At 67.0% G+C, this 18231-nt stretch carries 15 protein-coding genes; 4 read left to right on the plus strand and 11 right to left on the minus strand.

Going from position 1 to position 18231, the window contains the following annotated elements; translation table 11 throughout:
• Positions 1–624 (minus strand): RAD55 family ATPase, encoded by a 624-nt coding sequence (locus tag HTZ84_RS07945; protein WP_174680182.1) that lies wholly within the window; start codon positions 622–624, stop codon positions 1–3.
• Positions 625–772: 148 nt separating this feature from the next.
• On the opposite strand from HTZ84_RS07945, the gene pyrB reads away from it, so the two are divergent.
• The 4 genes from pyrB (at position 773) to HTZ84_RS07965 (ending at position 5117) form a co-directional block, all read left to right on the plus strand.
• Positions 773–1726 carry an aspartate carbamoyltransferase gene (pyrB, locus tag HTZ84_RS07950; RefSeq protein WP_174680183.1) on the plus strand — a complete coding sequence of 318 codons (954 nt, stop codon included), beginning with the start codon at positions 773–775 and terminating at the stop codon, positions 1724–1726.
• Positions 1719–2204, plus strand: coding sequence for an aspartate carbamoyltransferase regulatory subunit (gene pyrI / locus HTZ84_RS07955; RefSeq protein ID WP_174680184.1), 486 nt, complete (start codon positions 1719–1721; stop codon positions 2202–2204). Before pyrB ends, pyrI begins: the two co-directional genes overlap by 8 nt.
• Positions 2205–2580: 376 nt before the next feature.
• Positions 2581–3420 (plus strand): hypothetical protein, encoded by an 840-nt coding sequence (locus HTZ84_RS07960; protein ID WP_174680185.1) that lies wholly within the window; start codon positions 2581–2583, stop codon positions 3418–3420.
• A 281-nt stretch (positions 3421–3701) separates the two neighbouring features.
• Entirely contained in the window at positions 3702–5117 is a 1416-nt protein-coding gene (locus HTZ84_RS07965) for a hypothetical protein (protein WP_174680186.1), read from the plus strand.
• A gap of 163 nt (positions 5118–5280) precedes the next feature.
• Here the strand turns inward: HTZ84_RS07965 and HTZ84_RS07970 are convergent, their stop codons facing one another.
• The 10 genes from HTZ84_RS07970 to HTZ84_RS08015 form a co-directional block, all read right to left on the minus strand.
• Entirely contained in the window at positions 5281–6084 is an 804-nt protein-coding gene (locus tag HTZ84_RS07970; RefSeq protein WP_174680187.1) for a hypothetical protein, read from the minus strand.
• A gap of 99 nt (positions 6085–6183) precedes the next feature.
• A complete protein-coding gene (locus HTZ84_RS07975; RefSeq protein ID WP_174680188.1) occupies positions 6184–6951 on the minus strand; it encodes an enoyl-CoA hydratase/isomerase family protein in 768 nt (255 codons plus the stop codon).
• Positions 6952–7122: 171 nt separating this feature from the next.
• Positions 7123–7791 (minus strand): helix-turn-helix domain-containing protein, encoded by a 669-nt coding sequence (locus HTZ84_RS07980; protein ID WP_174680189.1) that lies wholly within the window; start codon positions 7789–7791, stop codon positions 7123–7125.
• A gap of 132 nt (positions 7792–7923) precedes the next feature.
• Positions 7924–8760, minus strand: a complete 837-nt coding sequence (locus HTZ84_RS07985; protein WP_174680190.1) for an ABC transporter permease — start codon at positions 8758–8760, stop codon at positions 7924–7926.
• The gene (locus HTZ84_RS07990) at positions 8757–9728 is read right to left on the minus strand and encodes an extracellular solute-binding protein (RefSeq protein WP_174680191.1); all 972 of its coding nucleotides are present in this window, start codon (positions 9726–9728) and stop codon (positions 8757–8759) included. Before HTZ84_RS07990 ends, HTZ84_RS07985 begins: the two co-directional genes overlap by 4 nt.
• Positions 9729–9963: 235 nt before the next feature.
• On the minus strand, positions 9964–10485 hold the full coding sequence (gene mobB / locus HTZ84_RS07995) for a molybdopterin-guanine dinucleotide biosynthesis protein B (protein WP_174680192.1): 522 nt from the start codon (positions 10483–10485) through the stop codon (positions 9964–9966).
• A 226-nt stretch (positions 10486–10711) separates the two neighbouring features.
• A complete protein-coding gene (locus HTZ84_RS08000; protein WP_174680193.1) occupies positions 10712–11524 on the minus strand; it encodes a TorD/DmsD family molecular chaperone in 813 nt (270 codons plus the stop codon).
• 27 nt (positions 11525–11551) lie between these two features.
• The gene (locus HTZ84_RS08005) at positions 11552–12745 is read right to left on the minus strand and encodes a 4Fe-4S dicluster domain-containing protein (RefSeq protein WP_174680194.1); all 1194 of its coding nucleotides are present in this window, start codon (positions 12743–12745) and stop codon (positions 11552–11554) included.
• Positions 12746–12756: 11 nt separating this feature from the next.
• Positions 12757–16305, minus strand: a complete 3549-nt coding sequence (locus tag HTZ84_RS08010) for a molybdopterin-dependent oxidoreductase (RefSeq protein WP_174680195.1) — start codon at positions 16303–16305, stop codon at positions 12757–12759.
• 561 nt (positions 16306–16866) lie between these two features.
• Entirely contained in the window at positions 16867–18162 is a 1296-nt protein-coding gene (locus HTZ84_RS08015) for a P-loop NTPase (protein WP_174680196.1), read from the minus strand.
• Positions 18163–18231 lie beyond the last annotated feature (69 nt).

Below are 18231 nucleotides of genomic sequence, written 5' to 3' on the forward strand. Positions count from 1 at the left end.
TCAGGCGATGTCGCGGCTCGTGTCGATCGCCACTTCCTCGGTCAACTCGAGCTTGATCGCCTCGGTCGGCTGGCTGCCGCCGCGGAACTTGGGGACCGTGAGGTGGTTCTCGAGGTCCGTGCCGGCGATTTCGGTCCGGAGGTCGAAGACGGCGTCGGCGGCGTGGTACGTCCGCGATCGGTTCGCCGGCTCGTCGCCCTTCAGACAGTGGAGGACGGCGATCGAGCCGGTCTCGAGCATCTGGGATTTGAGGTCGTTGCAAAACGCGATGTAGTCGTCGGTGTCGGTCCGCTCGAGGAGATCCATCGTGTCGATGATGAGGTTCGCGCCGTCCGGGAGCGCGCCGATGAGCCGAGTCGCCTCCTCGAGGGGGGCGTCGCCAGTGACGTGGCGGACGGTCGGGCTGCCGACCTCCGAGGGGGAGCTCTCGATCGCGTGGCGGACGGCGTCGTCGGAGCGTTCGGTCGTCAGATAGAGGGTGCCCCGGGCAGCGGTGAGCTCGTAGAGGAGCAGCTCCGACTGGCTGGCCGGATCGGCGGTGTACGCGACGATACACCCCGGTGGGAGCCCGCCGTCGAGCTTTCGATCCAGCACGTCGATCCCGGTGTCCAGCCGACCGACCATACAATTGAGACCAATTACCGCAGCGCCCGCATAACTCTTTGGCTTCCGTTTAGTTCGCGATCGAGAGACTGTCGCACGATCGGTTCGGTTCGCGGCGTCGTCGCCGAAGGGAGAGATTCAAGGTGGAGGCAGGTCCCAACACGAACGAATGCGCCACGATCACCTCATCACGAGCAAACAACTCACGCGGGAGGATATCGAGACCATCCTCGACCGCGCGGCCGAGATCGACGCCGACCCGTCGGCCGTCGCCGACCGGCACACGAACACGTTGCTCGGCCTCCTCTTTTTCGAACCGAGCACGCGAACGAAGATGAGCTTCGAGACCGCGATGAAACGGCTCGGCGGCGACGTCGTCGACATGGGGTCGGTCGAGTCCTCGAGCGTCAAGAAGGGAGAGACGCTCGCCGACACCGTCCGGGTCATCGAGGGGTACACCGACGCGCTCGTCTTGCGCCATCCCAAGCAGGGATCGGCGACGATGGCCAGCGAGTTCGTCGACGTCCCGCTGGTCAACGCGGGCGACGGAGCGGGCCACCACCCCAGCCAGACGCTGCTCGACCTCTATACGATCCGGGAGAACGCCGGGTTGGACGACCTCACGATCGGGATCATGGGCGATCTGAAGTACGGCCGAACCGTCCACTCGCTGGCCCACGCGCTGACGAACTTCGACGCCCAGCAGCACTTCATCAGCCCGGAGAGCCTCCGACTTCCCCGCGAGGTCGTCTACGACCTCCACCAGGAAGACGGCGGCGCCGGCATCCGCGAACACGAGACGCTCGAGGAGATCCTGCCGTCGCTTGACGTCCTCTACGTCACCCGGATCCAGCGCGAGCGGTTCCCAGACGAGCAGGAGTACCAGAAGGTCGCCGGCGAGTACCAGATCGGAACCGAGACGCTCGAGGCGGCCGGCGACGAGCTGACGATCATGCACCCGCTGCCCCGCGTCGACGAGATCGCGCCGGAGATCGACGAGACCGACCACGCGGCCTACTTCGAGCAGGCCCACAACGGCGTGCCGGTCCGGATGGCGCTGCTGGATCTGCTCTTGAGCGACGACGGGGCGGCCGACCGACGAGGAGGTGAGGCCGATGAGTGACGATCACGACCACCACGACGGCGACGAGCACGAACTGCGGGTCAGCAAGATCCGGAACGGAACCGTGATCGACCACGTCCGCGGGGGGCAGGCGCTGAACGTGCTGGCGATCCTCGGCATCGACGGCAGCGAGGGCGAGGAGGTTTCCGTCGGCATGAACGTCCCGTCGGACCGACTCGCGCGCAAGGACATCGTGAAGGTCGAAGGTCGCGAGTTGAGTCAGGACGAGGTCGACGTCCTCTCGCTGATCGCGCCCGACGCGACGATCAACATCGTCCGCGAGTACGAGGTGATCGAGAAACACCGCGTCGAGCCGCCGGAGATCGTCGCGGGCGTGCTGTCCTGTCCGAACGCCGGCTGTATCACGACGAGCGGCGAGCCGGTCGACTCCCGGTTCGAGGTGCTCGAGGACGGCGTTCGGTGTGACTACTGCGGGACGATCGTCCGGGACGAGATCGCCGCGCTGATCGACACTTGAGCCCGCTTCCGGCGACTCCGCGAACGGTGACGATTCGCTAGAACCGGCAATCGTTTCTTCGTTTATAGAGAGTCATCCAGAATATCTAAGTGGTAGCCGGGCGACCGGTATACTGTACATGTCCCGTACAGTGAAGCTCCTGGTTGCCCTGTTCGCTATCGTCGTCCTCTGGAAAGTCGTCAGCAGCGGCTCTTCTGACGTCGATATCGAGGAAATCGAGTACGAACCGGCCGAATAACACCCGTTTACCGCTCGAGGGCGAGTCGGCGACCGTCGCTCGGCGACCGCCGATGGTTCCTCCCCGAGCCGATGATTCGTCGGCTCGGTTCCCGTTCGAATCCGAACGGCTTACGGGAACGGCGCCGTACGCTGAGCTATGTACGGCGTCGTCACGCGTAACGCTGAAGAGGTCCGCTGGCCGGAGTTCGACCGCGGTTTCTACGAGGTCAAAGACGTGACCGGCCGGTCCGCCGAGCCCATCGAGGACGGCGTCAACATGGTCTCCTGTTTCGGCGACAACGCCGCCGCGGACGCCGACCCGTCGCTGGTCCCCGTCGACGACATGGGTCGACCGGCCGACCGCGAGCGGGAGTACTTCGACTGGGCCTACATCTGCCCCTGCCGGGAGGACTACCGCGAGGGGCTGTTCGAGATCATCGACGATTGCGTCGAGGCGAATCCGGACGTCCGACTCGACGACATCGGCTTCCCGCGGGCCGAGTACTGTCGCTGCGGCGTCTGCGAGCAGCGCTTCGCGGACAGCGAGTACGACGACCGGGGCCAGTGGCGCGCGAGCGTCATCACGGAGTTCGTCGCCGAGGCCGTCGACCGCATCCCCGGCGACGTCTACATGACTCTCTACCCCGATCCCTACCCCGGCCACCTCTACGAGCGGGCCGGCATCGACCTCGAGGCCCTCGAGGAGTACGTCGACGAGTTCGTCGTCCCGCTGTACGATACCGCCTACGAAACGACCTACTGGCTCGAGACGATCGCGAAGGGGTTCGAGAGCGCGCTCGACACGCCGTTCAATATCGAATTGTACGCGGTAAACGTCGACGTCGACAACCTGATCCACGCCCTCGAGGTCGCCGAGGCGTACGGAAACGGCGTTTTCTTCGGCTACGAGGCCAGCAACGCGCGGGCGGCGCTGCGACGGCGGCGGGCCGACGAGCGCGAGGGGGTCACCCACGGCGAACCGAGTTCCGAATCGTAGTCCGCTCGCTCGGCCTCGAGCGGGCCGTCCAAGCGCGCATTACCGCGCCGGCGGTCACTACTGTGACCGATTATCGCCTGCTCCGGTAGTGACGTTGAAAGAACACTATTGAACGACGCGTCCGGCGATATGCCGCGCTCGTTGCGCTTCGTTTCTCGGCCTCGATCGACCGTACGACGCTGTTTCAGGAGTTGGTCGTGGCCTACTGCGCGGAACTGACGAGGCCCTTTATTGCGGTTTCCCTCGCCCGTGCCGGCGAGGAGTAACTCCTCGAGTACACGATGACAGATCACCAGCAGTCCACCCAGGAGTCGACGGAACGGCTACAGCAGACGACGATGAATCAGGGCCAGGAGGCCATCGAGCAGGCGATCGATCTCCAGCGGAACATGGCCCGGATGGCCCTGAGCGCGATGCAGTGGCAGGATACGGCCCAGCAGCAGGGGCTCGAGATGACGAAGTCGATGATGCAGGGGTTTCCGGGCCAGCAGTTCACCCAGTCGATAATGCAGAGCTATCTGCAGAGTCTCGAGGCCGTCATGCCGGAGATGGAGCGCGCGATGGAGAAGGGGATGCAGGCCGCCGCCCAGCCGGGGAGGGAGATGGGCCAGCAGATGGAACGGGCCGGACAGCAGATGGAGCACGCGAGTCAGGGCGTGGGCCAACAAGGGATGAGCGGCGGCATGCAGTCGTCGGAAATGGGCGGTCAGCAGATGAGTGGGCAGCAGATGAGTGGGCAGCAGATGGGCGGCCAGCAGTCCGGCGGTCGGACGGGCGGCCAGTGGAACGCGCAGGAAACCGGCGGTCGGATGTCGGGCCAGCAGACGAGCGGGTGGCAGATGGGCGGCCAGCAAACGGGTGGCCGACAGATGAGTAGTCAGCAAACGGGTGGCCGGCAGATGGGTGGCCAGCAAACGGGTGGCCGACAGACCGGCGGTCGGCAGATGGAAGGGCAACGGATGGGCGGCCAGCAGACGGGCGACCGCGGCCAGCGATCGACGCAGCAGCAGTATCCGGAGACCGGCGAGTGGGTTTCCCAGGAGCGGACCTACGGCGGCGAGGCCACCGGGACGATGGGACAGCATCAGCCCCAGCGGGCGATCGGGGGCGAGCAACCGAGCCAGCGCTCACAGGGGGGACGCGTCGAAACGGAGACCGAACAGGGTCGGCGATCCGCGACGCCTACCCAGAGTCCGTCCGAGACGCAGGGCCAGTACGGCCGGCAAGAGCGCGGCAGCCAGCCGTCCCGACAGGAGCAGGGACGACACCAGCCGCCGCAGCGAACCGACCAGCGGACGCAGGCCCAGCCGTCCCAACGGGACGCTCGCCAGCCGAGTCAGGGTCGACACGAGCAGCGACAGCGGGGCCGCGAGTTCGGACGGTCGGACCAGCCGCAGTCCCGGCAGGGCCGGTCTCGAGAGCGGTACTCGCAGCGAATCGACACCGACCGGCGCGGCGGCGACCGCGGCCGACGGCGCGAGTCGATCGCACAGGATCAGGGCCACCAGAGCGGGTCACAGACCGGGGAGTTCGGAACACGGGGATCCGACGAGTTCGAATCGTCCGCCGCCGACGCGGAACGCGGTTCCGATTCCGACGAGATGCCACAGGACGACATGGAACTCTCGGCTGAGCGAAGCGACGACGAGGCCACCGAGGACGCCGAGAGCGAATCGCTCGAGGAGGCGGAGGAATAGCGATAGCGGTCGCGAGTCCCGGTTCGCTCGAGCACCGGCGCGGTGATGCCACCGCGGCGGGCGATCGACGGAGCGGGTCCCCAGTGGCGAGAGGGGCCGAAAAAACGGCACGACTGGAGAATCGACTGCGAGGGCTCAGCGAGGATGGGTCGGGCGAGGGCGGCTAGCGAGTGTCGGTGTCGGAGTCTCGGTCGTTGTCGTCGCCGATCAGCGAGTCATCGTCGTTATCGTCGCCGATGAGATCGTCATCGTCGTCGTCACCGATCAGCGAGTCGTCGTCACCGATCAGCGAGTCGTCGTCGGTACGACGATCAGTGTCGTCGGTGCGGCGATCGTTGTCGTCGCCGATCAACGAATCGTCGTCGTTATCGTCACCGATGAGGCCGTCGTCGTCGGATCTGCGGTCGTTATCGTCACCGATCAACGAGTCGTCATCGTCGTCGTCGCCGATGAGGCCGTCATCGTCGGACGTCCGATCGTTATCGTCGCCGATGAGGCCGTCATCGTCGTCACCGATCAGGTCGTCGTCGCCGCGATCGGTGCCCGTGTCTGTGCCGGGCGTTCCGGCGCCGGAATCCGTTTCGGAGGCGCCCATACTCGTGTCGGTCGCCCCGGTTTCGGTCTCCCGCTCGGACGCGCCGGCCGCCGTGTCGCTCGTCGTGGTTCGGTCCGTGTCCATATCCGTCGTTCCGCCGGCGCTGGTCGCACCGCCGCCGGCGCTGCCGGAGAGGTCGCTCTCGAGGCGGACCGAGTCGCCGGTGACGCGAGCGACCGAGCCCTCCTGGAGCGGGTAGGTGTCCTCGTCGGACCCGCCCCAGCCGAGTTTGGCCTTGATCGTGTCCGTAATTCCCGGATCCGGTTCGACGTGTGCGGTACCGTGTTCGACGTCCGCGATCAGACCGACCTCCTCGCCGTTCGCGTTGACGACGGTCTTGCCGATGTCGTCGTCGGTAAACTGTGGGGACATTGCAATAAACTAGACACCAAAGAAAAGGATGACAGTGGTGCTTGCGCTGGCTTGCGGTTCGAGTCGTGACGGTCTTCGGTAACGGACGAGCGACCGCCCTCAGGCGTCGAACTCCGGCTCTCGATCCTCGAGGAAGGCGGCGACACCCTCGGCGTGGGCGTCGGAGGTACGCGCCTGGACCTGCAGCAGGTTCTCGTGGTCTAACGCCTCCGACCAGTGGCGAGCCATGTTCTCGTGCATGGCTCCTTTCATCAGGCCGATGATCTCCGTCGGGCGCTCGCGGAGTTGCTCGAGGGTCTCGTCGACTCGGTCGTCGAGGTCCTCGGATGGAACCGCCTCGTTGATCAGGTCGAGGTCGGCCGCCCGCTCGGCGTCGAAGAACTCGCCGGTGAACGCGAGTTTCTTGGCGGCTCTGAGGCCGACGATGTGGGGGAGCATGAACGTCCCGCCGGTGTCGGGGACGAGGCCGATCCGAACGAACGCACAGGAGAAGGTCGCGTCGGCGGCGGCGTAGGCGATATCCGCCAGGGCGACGATCGACAGTCCGGCGCCGACGGCGTCGCCGTTGACCTTCGCGACGATCGGCACAGGACACTCGAGCATCGCCTCGACGACGCGGCCGAAGCTCTCCTCGACCTCCGTGTAGGCCTCGCGGGCCGACGCCGGCTGTTCGGCCAGCGCCTCGAGGTCGCCGCCGGCGCTGAAGGCGTCGCCCTCGCCGGTGAGGACGATCGCGTCGTACTCGTCGGGCGAGGCGTCCTCGATCGTGTCGGCCAGCGTCGCGGCGATCTCTTTCGTCACGGCGTTGAGCGCCGCCGGTCGGTCGAACGCGATCCGGAGGATATCGTCGTCGCTGTCGACGTGCATACTCGAGAATCGGCCGCCGGTGCTATAACAGTAGTTGGTACTCCGTCACGTGTGAGCGGTGACGTCCTGCCGGTCAAACGGCGAAAACCGTGTACTGCCGATGCGAAAACATCGAGTGCCACCGGGTGCGGCCGGCGGAACCGCGAGTCGGTCGAGCGGTGTCGGACCTGCTCAGTTCGAGGGCACCGGCGGGGCCACGGTCTCGTCCTCGGAGACGTTCAGTTCGGAGGTGACGAGCGCGCGATACGCTCGGCGCAGCCGCTCGGAGAGCGCCTGGTGGGAGATGCCGAGCTCTTCCGACAGTTCCTGCATCGAGACCTCGCGGGGGATCTCGAAGTAACCGTGATCGATGGCCGCGACGAGGGTCTCGTACTGCCGGGCGGTGAGGCCGCACTGGCTCTTCGTCTCTTCGGCGAGATCGAACAGGCGAACGATCGTCGGCGTGACGCCGGCCTCGTCGAACCGGTCGTAGAGCGAACTCACGCTCTCGCGGTCGGCGAACCGAATGCTCAGCAGCCACGTGCCGCTCGAGGCTGAGGCGCTCAGCACCGTGCCGTTCTCCTCGAGGATCAGCTCGAAGATGTCGATGGTGTCCGGTTCGAATTCGATGTCGTAGAGCCACCGGTCGTCCTCGCTGTTGATCAGCGTGTAGGAACCGATCGCCGAAGCGTCGTCCAGCGCCGTCTCGATGTCCTCCTGAGACGGGCCCGACAGCCAGAGGCCGTGGCCGCTCGAGGCGATCACGCGCTCCATTTCACAGGTCAGTGAGGGGACCGCCTCGAACAGCTCGCCGGTTCCGGTTCCGTCGGCCGGAATCTCGATGTCTGCGATCGATGTCATGAGTTCAACGTTGAGTACTACGGGGATCCCAATAACCCCATTTCCAAAGAGATTAGCAGTGATGAAGCCGAATTACAGAATATCTGATGTGTGCTGCAAGCAGCTCTTTCATCCCCTATTATCGGCTCGTCGTCAATACCGCCGCACTGACCCGACGAGCGCCTGAACCAGCGCGACCACGACGACCGTACTGATCAGTAGCGCCAGCGCGATCGGGACGATCGCCTCGAGACCGCGGGCGATCCGCAAGACGTCGATGCGCGTCGGCATCGTCCGCGGGTTGTACGCGACCATCATCGTGGCGCCGAACTCGCCGAGCGCCCGCACGAACGTCAGGACGATCCCCGCGGCGATGGCGTTTCGCGCCAGCGGCAACGAGACCAGGCGGACCGTCTCGAGGCGCCCGTACCCCAGCGTCCGGGCGGCCTCCTCGACGCGCGGATCGACGTCGTCGAAGCCGGCGCGGACGGTGACGACGAGAAACGGCGCGGCGACGAACGTCTGGGCGAGGATCACGCCGGCGTAGCTGTCGGTCAGCGGCACGCCGAGGGCCGCTGCGGTCGAACCGATCGGCGTGTACCGGCCGACGACGGTCAGCAGCATCACGCCGCCGACGATCGGCGGCAGGACCAGCGGGAGCAAGACGGCGGCCTCGAGGAGGCGCTTGCCGCGAAAGCTGGCCCGCGAGAGGACGTAGGCGAGCGGGACGCCGAAGACGGTCGCGACGGCCGTCGAGATCGGCGCCGTCACCAGCGACGTCCTGATCGCATCCCGCGTGGCGGGATCGGCGAGGCCGCCGATCACGTCGACCGAACCCACCTGCGCGAAGAACGCGGCGAACGGGACGACGAAGTACGCGAGCAACACCGCGCCCAGCAGCGCCGGGACGGCCATCCCGCCGGTCAGGCGCTCGAGACCGCTCCCGAACCGCGAGTTCGCGTCGTCCCGCCGCGCATCGGTATCGGTCACGGGCCGATCGCCTCCGGCACGTTTCCGTTGGCGCGCGGGAGCGCATCGCCGACGCGGAGCCCGCAGTCCGTCAGGAGCGCGGGTTCCTCGAGCAGGAAGGAAACGAACTCCCGGCCGGCGTCGGGGTTGTCGGCGTCGTCCCGGACCGTCGCGTTGTAGACCGCCGGCCGACCGCGGGCCGCGTACCCCTCGTCGGTCGTGTACGTCGCCGTCGCGTACGTCTCGGCGTGTGCCGGATCCCCGAAGTTGTACGCGTCGGGCAGCTCGCGGAACGGCAGTTCGTGATCGACGGCCATGTTCCGGTAGACGACCGCACAGGCGCGGCTCCCGGCCTCGACGCCGGTCAACAGCTTCGACTCGTCGGGCTCTCGAGAGGCGGTGTCGAGCATCGTCTCGCGAAACCCCTCGAGATCGTGTCGGCGCTCGGCGAGTTCGAACAGCTGGACGGCCCGGTAGCCCAGCGGGTCCAGATCGGGATCGCTGATCGCGAGGTCGTCCGCGCCGGCGTCGGCGACGACCTCGTACCACGGCTCGCCGGCGGCGAGTCGGCCGCCGAGGGCCGTGTCGGGATCGTAGGCGATGCCGACCTCGTTGGCGGCGAACTCGACGTCCCAGTCCGTCCGGTCGGGGTAGAGCCGATCCCGCAACAGCTCGGCGTCGGCGCTGACGATCACGTCCGGGTGTTTGGTCCTCTCCTCGATCATCCGCATCACGACGGTCGACCCGTGGTACTCCCCCTGATAGCTGCGCCCCGTCTCGGACTCGAAGGCCGGACCGACCGTCTCCTCGAGCGCGACGGCGAGGCTCCCGGCCGAGAGGACCCGCACGCGATCGGCCGCGCCGAGACAGCCGGCCGTCCCGACGACGCCGGCCGCCGTCGCGCTCGCGGCCGCGAGAAACGCCCGGCGACCGCCGCCGGAGGGTCCGGCGCCGCGTTTCGTTCGGGCGTCGTCGTCGCGAGTCACCATACGTCTCACTCGAGTCCGCCGCTCAATATAACTGGTTTCCGTTCCTATTTTGCGGGAATATAACCGAAAGAGGTTATTCCGGCGGGTGACGTGTCGTCGGTCCGCGGCCTCGCGTAACGCGGTCGCGTTACGGCCCGCAGTGCGTTACGGCCCGCAGTAGCGGTCGATCGATCGTCGGCCCGAGTTCGGTTGCCGACTCGAGTTCGTTCGTCGCCGCCGGCGGGCGGAAACTCGGTCACTCGCGGTCGACGAGCGGATCGAGTCCGCGGATCGTCTCGACGAGCGCCTCGAGGTCGTCCGCGCCGCGTCCGACGACGGGGCCGCCGACGGCGCTCGGGTCGCGGTCGCCGACGAGGATCGTCGGCAGCGAGGCCGCCGAGAAGCCCTCGACGACGACGAACGCGTAGCCCCGCGCCTCGAGGCGCTCGAGCGCGTCCGCGAGCGCTCGCAGTTCCGGATCGTCGGCCTCGAGCACGGCGTCACCGTCGGACCCGTCCGGCGGATCGCGCTTGCCGCGAGTAGTGACGTCGAACGTGAGTTCGGGGGTGACGCCGACGACAGTCTCGGCGCCCGCGGTCCGGTGGCGATGGGTATCGGCGCCCGGTGTGTCGATCTCGATGTCGTGGTGGATCGACTTGACCGTCGCGACGCGGCCGTGATCGGCCAGTCGCGGTACGAGCCGTTCGACGAGCGTGGTCTTCCCCGAATCGCTCGGACCGGCGAGACAGACGACGCGAAACGGTGGCTCCTGACTCATCGCTGGTACGGCCGCTTCGAGGGACGAACGGAAGACTCGTTCGACCGCGGACGCCCGCCGCGGGTACTGTCGTCCCGATCTGCGGTGGCGATGGCAGTGGCGGTAGCGATCACCCGAACTGTGGCACGAGACGGGTGACGGTCACGGCGCGACGGCGCTGCCACTCGAGACCGAGCCGGCTGACGCCCCTTCTCGACGAACGCTCGCCGCGAGGCCGCTGTCACCGTCAGTACGGGCCGTCGCGGTCGCCCATCGGCATCTCGGCGCTGCCGGGCGAAGGGGTCGACGTCTGGGATCCGTTCGAGCCGCAGGTCCCACACCGGAAGTCCCCGTCGCCGCCGCCGGTGAGCCCCTCGGTCGGGGACGGCGGTACCTCGGGGAAGACGTCCGGTTCGATCTCGAACCGGTCGGCGTCGGCCTCGACCAGCGCCACCACGAGATCCGCGAGCGCCCGATAGAACGGGTCGTCGGCGTCGTCGTGGACCGTCTCGCGGAACCGCGGGACCCAGCGCCCGAGGTGGTCCTCGAGGAAGTCCGCCTGGGCGTTCGAGACGATCTCGACGCCCTTCTCGTCGCCGGTCTGCTCGAGGTAGGCCGTCTGTAAGGCCAGGTGGGAGACGAACTCGAGCTCGATGCAGAGGTGGTCGACCCGCTCGCGGTTGCCGTCCTCGAGGTCGAGGTCGAACGCGCCGTAGAAGCCGGCGATGTCGGCGAGCGTGTCCGTGTTCGTCACGAGCGAGCCCGAGCCGTACTCGACCTCGTACTGCTGGATCTCGCCGCCCTGCTCGAAGCCGAACAGCGCGGCGTACGTCGAGTAGCAGTCCTCGATCTCGTCGGCGCCGTCCGGACTCAGGTCGGCGACCGTCTCGGCGCGCTCGCGAAGGTCCTCGTCTCCCAGCGCCGCGGCGGACTCGACGAGCTGGTCGTCGAACTCGGCGGAGCGGATCGCCTCGCGGAGGTCGTCGGTCGGTCGGTCGAACGCCATCGACGCGAGCTTGTACAGTCGCGCGCGGTGAACGTGGTGGTCTGGTCGTGACATTGGTGTGGCTGTGGTCGGTCGTGGTCGTTACGCGATGTCGAGCCGGTAGGCGTCGTGCTGGCCGTCGAAGCGGTCGCGCTCGTATCTCGGTTCCTCCATCGGGACGCGAGCGACGGTGTGGCCGTCCTGATCGTAGCCGATCGCTTCCTCGTCGGTCACTTCGAACTCCTCGATGCGCCACTCGGTCGACCCCATCAGGTGCAAGGCGCCGCGGAGCTTGCGGTACTCCTCGTCGCCGCGGCGGGCCTTCCGGTAGGTCTCCTGGGCCTGCTCGACGCGCGGGCCGAACATCTGTTCCAAGTAGTCCGTCGGGACGTTGATCGGCGGGATGTAGTAGACGTTGGGCTCGAGTCCCAGCTGCGGGTACAGCGGGAGCGCGACCTCGGCGTCGTGGACCATGTAGTCGACGGGCGCGGCGGTGTCGGCGTTCTCGGGGGTGTTGACCCAGCCGTGCATTCGGATCTTGCCGAGACAGTTTTCGAAACACTGCGGGACGAGTCCCTGCTCGACCTTCGGGTAGCAGCCGACGCACTTCTGGGAGTTGTTCGCGACCGAGTTGTAGATCGACTTCCCGTAGGGACAGGCCCGGACGCACTCCTGGAAGGCCTGACAGCTGTCCTCGTCGAGCAGGACGATGCCGTCCTCCTGGCGCTTGTAGATGGCCTGGACGGGACAGCCGCCGGCGCAGGCCGCGAACGTGCAGTGGTTGCAGACCCGCGGGAGGTAGAAGAACCACGTCGGGTGGTGGTCCTCGTCGATGTGGGTGTCCGATTCGACCTCCTGGCCGGTCGGCTCGTCCTCGCCGAGGTTCGGCTGGGCCCAGTCCTCGTCGTCGGGACGGAAGCCCTCGATCCCCTCGCTGTGCATGGTCTCCGGATCGTCGTCGATCGCCATCGACTCCCAGTCGAAGTCGCGGGCCTCGAAGATCGTCTTGCCCTCGTAGACGCCGTCCGAGCCCCACTCGTGGACGCCGAGTCGGTCGAGGATCTCGACGTCCCACTGCAGCGGGTAGGAGCCGTAGGGCTTGGTCTCGACGTTGTTCCAGAACATGTGCTCCTGGCCCTCGTTGTTGGTCCAGGTCGTCTTACACGACAGCGAGCACGTCTGGCACGCGATACACTTGTTCAGGTCGAACACTGCCCCCCACTGTTTCTCCGGACGCGCTTCCGTGTAGGGGTAGTCCATCTCGCGGCCGATCTGCCAATTGTAAACTTCTGCCATTGTGAGTCACCTCAGTCTGATTCGCTCGTGAAACCGCCCTCTAGGTACTGTTTCATCCGGTCGTCCTCCTGGGTCGGCCGGACGCCCTCGTCGACTGGTCGCCAGTCGCCCTCGGGCTCGCCGTCCTCGTTCACGCCGCCGTCTTCGGCCTTCTCGATCTTGACGAACGACTCCTTGGGCGCGCCGTTGGCGGCGTGGACGTCGGGCTCGAAGCCGACGTCGACGTTCTGTCCGAACATGCCCTTCCGGGGCAGCGTGTCGGTCAGCCAGGTCCGGCGGAGCCACGTCGAGGTCATCGACTGGTGGCCGCCGCTGCGGTACATGGAGACGTAGTTGGTGTCCTCGGACTGGGCCTTCCCGTCCTCGCGCTCTTGCTGGGCCTCGTAGGACTTGTGGGAGGTCTGGGTCACGTTCATCCAGCTGCGGGTGACCCCCCGCGGAATGCTCGGCTGGTAGCGGATCCGCATCAGCGCCCGCGTGTACTCGGTCTCCTCGTCGTCGGGGTCGTAGCCCGGGAACGGCCGGTCGGAGGGGTCGGCGTCGACCCATACGTAGTCGCCGTCCTGGAGCCCCTCCTCGCGAGCGTCCTTGGGATTCATCTCGACGTACCCCTCGCCGATGTACGGCTTGCGCGTGTCGAAGCTATCGCGCTCGGTCTTGCGGCCCTGGTCGCCGTAGTTGCTCCACCAGACCGCCATCTCCTCGAGGTCGGCGCCGAAGGTGTGGGTCCCGTGGCGGTACTTCGGCGTCATGTAGACGTAGTCGTAGCCCTCGTCGAGGTCGGTCAGCGGGTGGCTGGAGTCGGTCAGTTCCGACGGCGACTTCACGACGTTGCGGACCTGTCGGTCGTTGGTGTCGCGGGCCTTCTCCTGGCTGTCCCAGTCGCGGTCCTCGGGCGTCTCCGGCGCGACCACGGGACTGTCGCTGTCGTCGACGATGACGTTCGGCTCGTAGGGCGTCGCGTCCATCGGCTCCCGGTGGAGGGGGATGTGTTCGCCGGCCTCGGCGAACTCCTCCTCTTCGCGGAAGAACTCGAGGCGCCCGGTCTTCGTGTACCAGGGCTGGGAGTCCCGGGTCTGCTCGTTGCCGACGTGCTTGGGGTAGGTCCGGGTCATGATGATCGCCGGCGTCCCCTCGCGGGCGTCCTCGAGCAGGTCCTCGACGTCGTAGCCCTTGACGGCGTTCGAGTGGTCGAAGATGCGCTGGATGTAGGGTTTGGCCTGGTATTCCTCTTCGTCGATGAAGGCCCAGTAGTCCTCGAAGCGGTCGTCGCCGGTGAGTTCGGCGAGCTTCTCGGCGACGCCCTTGTAGTGTTGGGTGTCGTTTAGGGTGTTGTAGATGCGGTCGATCTCCGTCTCCGGCATCGTGGTGATGAACGGATTCGTGACGGAGGCGGTGATGTCGTGGACGTGGTGTTCGGCCCACGAGTCCGCCGGGAAGACGATGTCGGAGTACTCGCAGGTCATCGACCACCACCACTCGTTGGTGAAGAACGCCTCGATCTTCCCGGTGCGAAGGGCCTTCTCGATGATCTTGTAGGTCCCCTTCGCGTTGCCGAGGATGGAGTTCGACCCCGACACCCAGATCGACTTCGTGGGCGTGTGCATGTGCGAGTCGCCCTGGAAGTACTCGCCGTCGACCTTCAGCGGCTTGTCTAAGTTCGTGTAGAAGTGCGCCGAGTGGGCGTCCCAGCGCTTCTCGGTCCTGGCCGGCTCCTCGGGATCGAGTTCGACGTCGAACGGGTCCTCGTTGGCGTACTGGCCGACGCCGTTGAAGTACGCCATCCGGTAGTTCCCGGAGTAGGAGCCCACGTTCCCCGTCTGGTAGCCGACGTTTCGCGTCAGCGACGCCAGCAGGAACACCGCGCGGCCGTGCTGGTCGGCGTTCGCGTAGTGGTTCGGCCCCATCCCGGTCAGCAGCATCGTGCTCTGCTGGTTGTCCGCGAAGTCCCGAGCCAGGTTCTCGATCGCCTGCGGATCGGTCCCCGTGACTTCGGCGGTCGACTCGAGGTCCCAGGTGCCGACGAGGTGCTCTTTGATCAGGTCGAACACCGTCCGTACTTCGACGGTCTCGCCGTCGGCGAGCTCGATCTCGAACTCGCCCTCGATCGTCGCGGGGACGTCGAAGTCGTCGCCGATGTCGTCGCGCGTGACCGGCTCGAACTCGCCGCTCTCGGCGTCGTGGACGACGAAGTCGCCCCACTCGCGGCGGAGCTCCTCCGTGATGACCTGGTCGTCGATGTTCGTCACGTCGACGCCGGGGCGGTCCGCGTCGTCGGCGACGGCGTCGGTCTTCTCTAAGTCCGCGGGCTCGTAGTCCGCGGAGAGATCGCTGGCGCGGAGCAGTTCGTTGTCGTCCATGCGGACCAGCAGCGGGAGGTCCGTGAACTGTCGGACGTACTCCTCGTCGTAGAGCTCTTCCTCGATGAGTACGCGCGCGGCGCCGAGGAACAGCGCCGTGTCCGACGCCGGCCGGACCGTGATGAGTTCGTCACACTTCGAGGCCGTCGCGTTGTAGTCGGTGAAGATCCCGGTGACCTTCGACCCCTTCAGTTTGGCCTCGGTCAGCCAGTGACAGTCGGCCATCTTCGAGGTCAGGTAGTTGATGCCGTCGAGCACGATGTGGTCCGCGTACTCGATGCTCGCGAGGTCGAAGTCGACCGTCTGCTGGCCGGTAACCATCGTGTGGCCCGGCGGCAGGTCCGTGTGGAACGAGTAGTTGTCCAGCCCCATCGCACCCAGGGCTTCGTCCTCGCTGACGTCCCGGACGTAGTTGTCCAAAAGCGCCATCGAGTTGGCGTTGCGGTACTGGCCGAACAGCTTGATGACGCCCAGTAGCGGCATCCCGCCGCGGAACTTCATCGTCCGGACGCCGGCGCCCTGCGTTTCCTCGACGACGCGCTCGTCGTACCCCTGCTCGAGCAGCGACTGCATCCCGCTCTCGCCGCTGTAGTGGTCGGCGAGCTCGAGGAAGGTGCGGGCGGCGTACTCGTGGGCTTCCTCGTGAGAGACCTCGACGAAGTCGTCCTCCCCGCGCCGGGCATATTCTTCGGGCATCGAGCCGTGGGAATCGCGCGGGAAGCCGTCGTCGACCCACTGTTTGAAGCCCTGACGGATCATCGGGGCCTTGACGCGGCGCTCGTTGTAGAAGCGCTCGACCATCGCCAACCCCTTGTTACAGACGCGGGGGTCCCACCGCTGGGAGGCCTGGTTGCCGTCGAGGTCGGTCGCCTCGCCGTAGTTCATCGAGGGACCGAGGCGCGTGATCTGGCCGTTCTTGATCGTGGCCTCGAGGTAGCAGTTGTGGGTGTCGTTGGGCGTACACGTGAGCATGTAGGAGTCGTCGGGCTCCCAGACGTCCCGGTACTTCTGGTCCCACTCCTCGTTGGGGTACTCCTCGAGGGGGTTCATCGGCCCCTCGCCGTCCTCGTCGGCGGTTTCCTCGCCGGTCAGCCGCCGGTAGCCGAGGAAGCCGAGGCCGGACGCGCCGGCGATACCCGCCGCCGCGGCGCCGAGTTCCCGACGGGTCAACTCGAGCCCGTCGGACGCCTCGTCACTCATCGTACCACCCCGCACGTCGGGTGCGAGGGTCGTCGCCGACTGAACCCCTCAGTGAGCGGTTCGGATAGCGCGGATCGTCCGTGGGTCGTCCGTGTGCCATCACGGTCGATACTCGTGCACCCACTCATTAACCAGACCCGCCCGTTCCCACGCGTTGGGGACGCTACGGCCGAAATCCTCCGAATAGTGGGTCTTTAAAACGGGGTCGAAAGAGGCCGAATCACCGTTCGAACCGACGGGAACGAAGGGGGAAAGCGACGGCGTCGTTCTCGCCCCGAACGCGCTGGGACCCTCGTCGCAAAGGGACGTTTCGAAGCGATACAGTTCGATCGCGAGCGGTCGCCGTCGTCGCCTCGCGGACTATCCTCAGTTACCGATCGCTTCGATCGGGAAAAACCTATTAGCGTACGTGTCAAAAGTTAAACTATGGCCACCACAACCGCTGACGGAGACGACGGATCGGACGACGACCGATCGTGGCTCGACCGTCTCATCGATCTCCTCTGGCTCCTCCCGTAGCCGTGAGGCGATCCCGCGTCGAGCGACAACCGCCGGCCGCTCTCAGGTCGCCGGCTCGAGCGTCGATCCGCCCGCCGCCTCGAGTTCGACCAGCCAGCCGTCGTAGCCCAGATCGTCGACGTCGGTCCGCTCGAGCGAGCGCCCGTCGCGGGCGAGGCTCTCGTCGACGACGTCGACGAGGTCGTCGGGATCGCCACGTAACACCACCGACACCGGCTCCTCGTCGACCACGCCGAACTCGGTGACCACCTGCCGCTGGCAGCTCTCGGGCGGCAGCCCGCGCAGGTCGACCGCGTCCTCGGGGACCGCCGGCCCGCCCTCCGTCTCGAGGAACTCGAGGACGGTCTCGCGGAGCGAATCGATCGCGCGTTCGCCGGCGCTCGAGGGGTCACCGAAGGAGCGGGCCGTCGGCTCCCGCAGCGCCGAATCGAACGGGACGGGGTCGATCTCGGCGTAGGCCGCCTCGGCGACGTCCTCGGCGAGCGCGTCGCCGTCGAAGGGGGTCGACTCGCCCTCGGCCGCGCCGACCATGTTGGGGACGACGCCGATCGACGGCACGTCGTTGGCCGAGTACAGCGCCGCGGTCCGCCGGGTCGCCCGCACGCACTCGTCGGTCGGCGTGGAGACCAGCAGGCCGCCGTCCAGCGGCGCCTGCTGGACGATCGTGTAGACGGCGTCGCCGATCCCCGGCGGCAGGTCGACGAGCAGCACGTCCCGGTCGTCCCAGGCGGCGTTGCCCAGCAGGTCCTTGACGACGTCGTGGACCATCGCCCCGCGCCACGCGACCGGTCCGTCCTCGGCGATCAGTTCGATGCTGACGACCTGAATGCCGTCGTCGGTCTCGACGGGCATCGGCTTCCCCGTCGGCGACGTCGCGACCGGTCCCTCGGCCTCGAGGAGGTCCGGCGCGTCGGGCGCGTAGACGTTCGCGTCGAAGACGCCGACGTCGAGACCGTCCTCGGCGAGCGCCCGCGCGAGCGCGGCGGTGATCGTCGTCTTGCCGACGCCGCCCTTCGCGCTGCCGACGGCGATGATCGAGTCGACGCCCGACACCGGGAGTCCGGTCTCGGGCGCGTCGGAGCCGGCGGCCTCGACCCGGACGTGGACGACGCCGTCGGTCGCCAGCCCGGCGCCCCGAAGCTGGTCTGTCAGCCGGTCGGCCAGCACGCGACCGACCGGTTCGAAGTCGACGGTGACGGTGACGATTCCGTCCGCGACGTCGACGTCCTCGATCAACTGCTCGCCGATCGGATCGCCGCCCATGATCTCGACCTCACGGACCCGATCGACGACCGCTCGCCTGATCTCCTCGTCCGTCCGCGGTGTCTCGTCGGTCATACCCGATCGTACGCGGCGAGCCGGTATTTCACCCGTCGGGAGTTCCCAAGGGGTGGGAAGAGGTGGCGA

The sequence above is a fragment of the Haloterrigena gelatinilytica genome, from assembly GCF_013342145.1.
Taxonomy (GTDB): domain Archaea; phylum Halobacteriota; class Halobacteria; order Halobacteriales; family Natrialbaceae; genus Haloterrigena; species Haloterrigena gelatinilytica.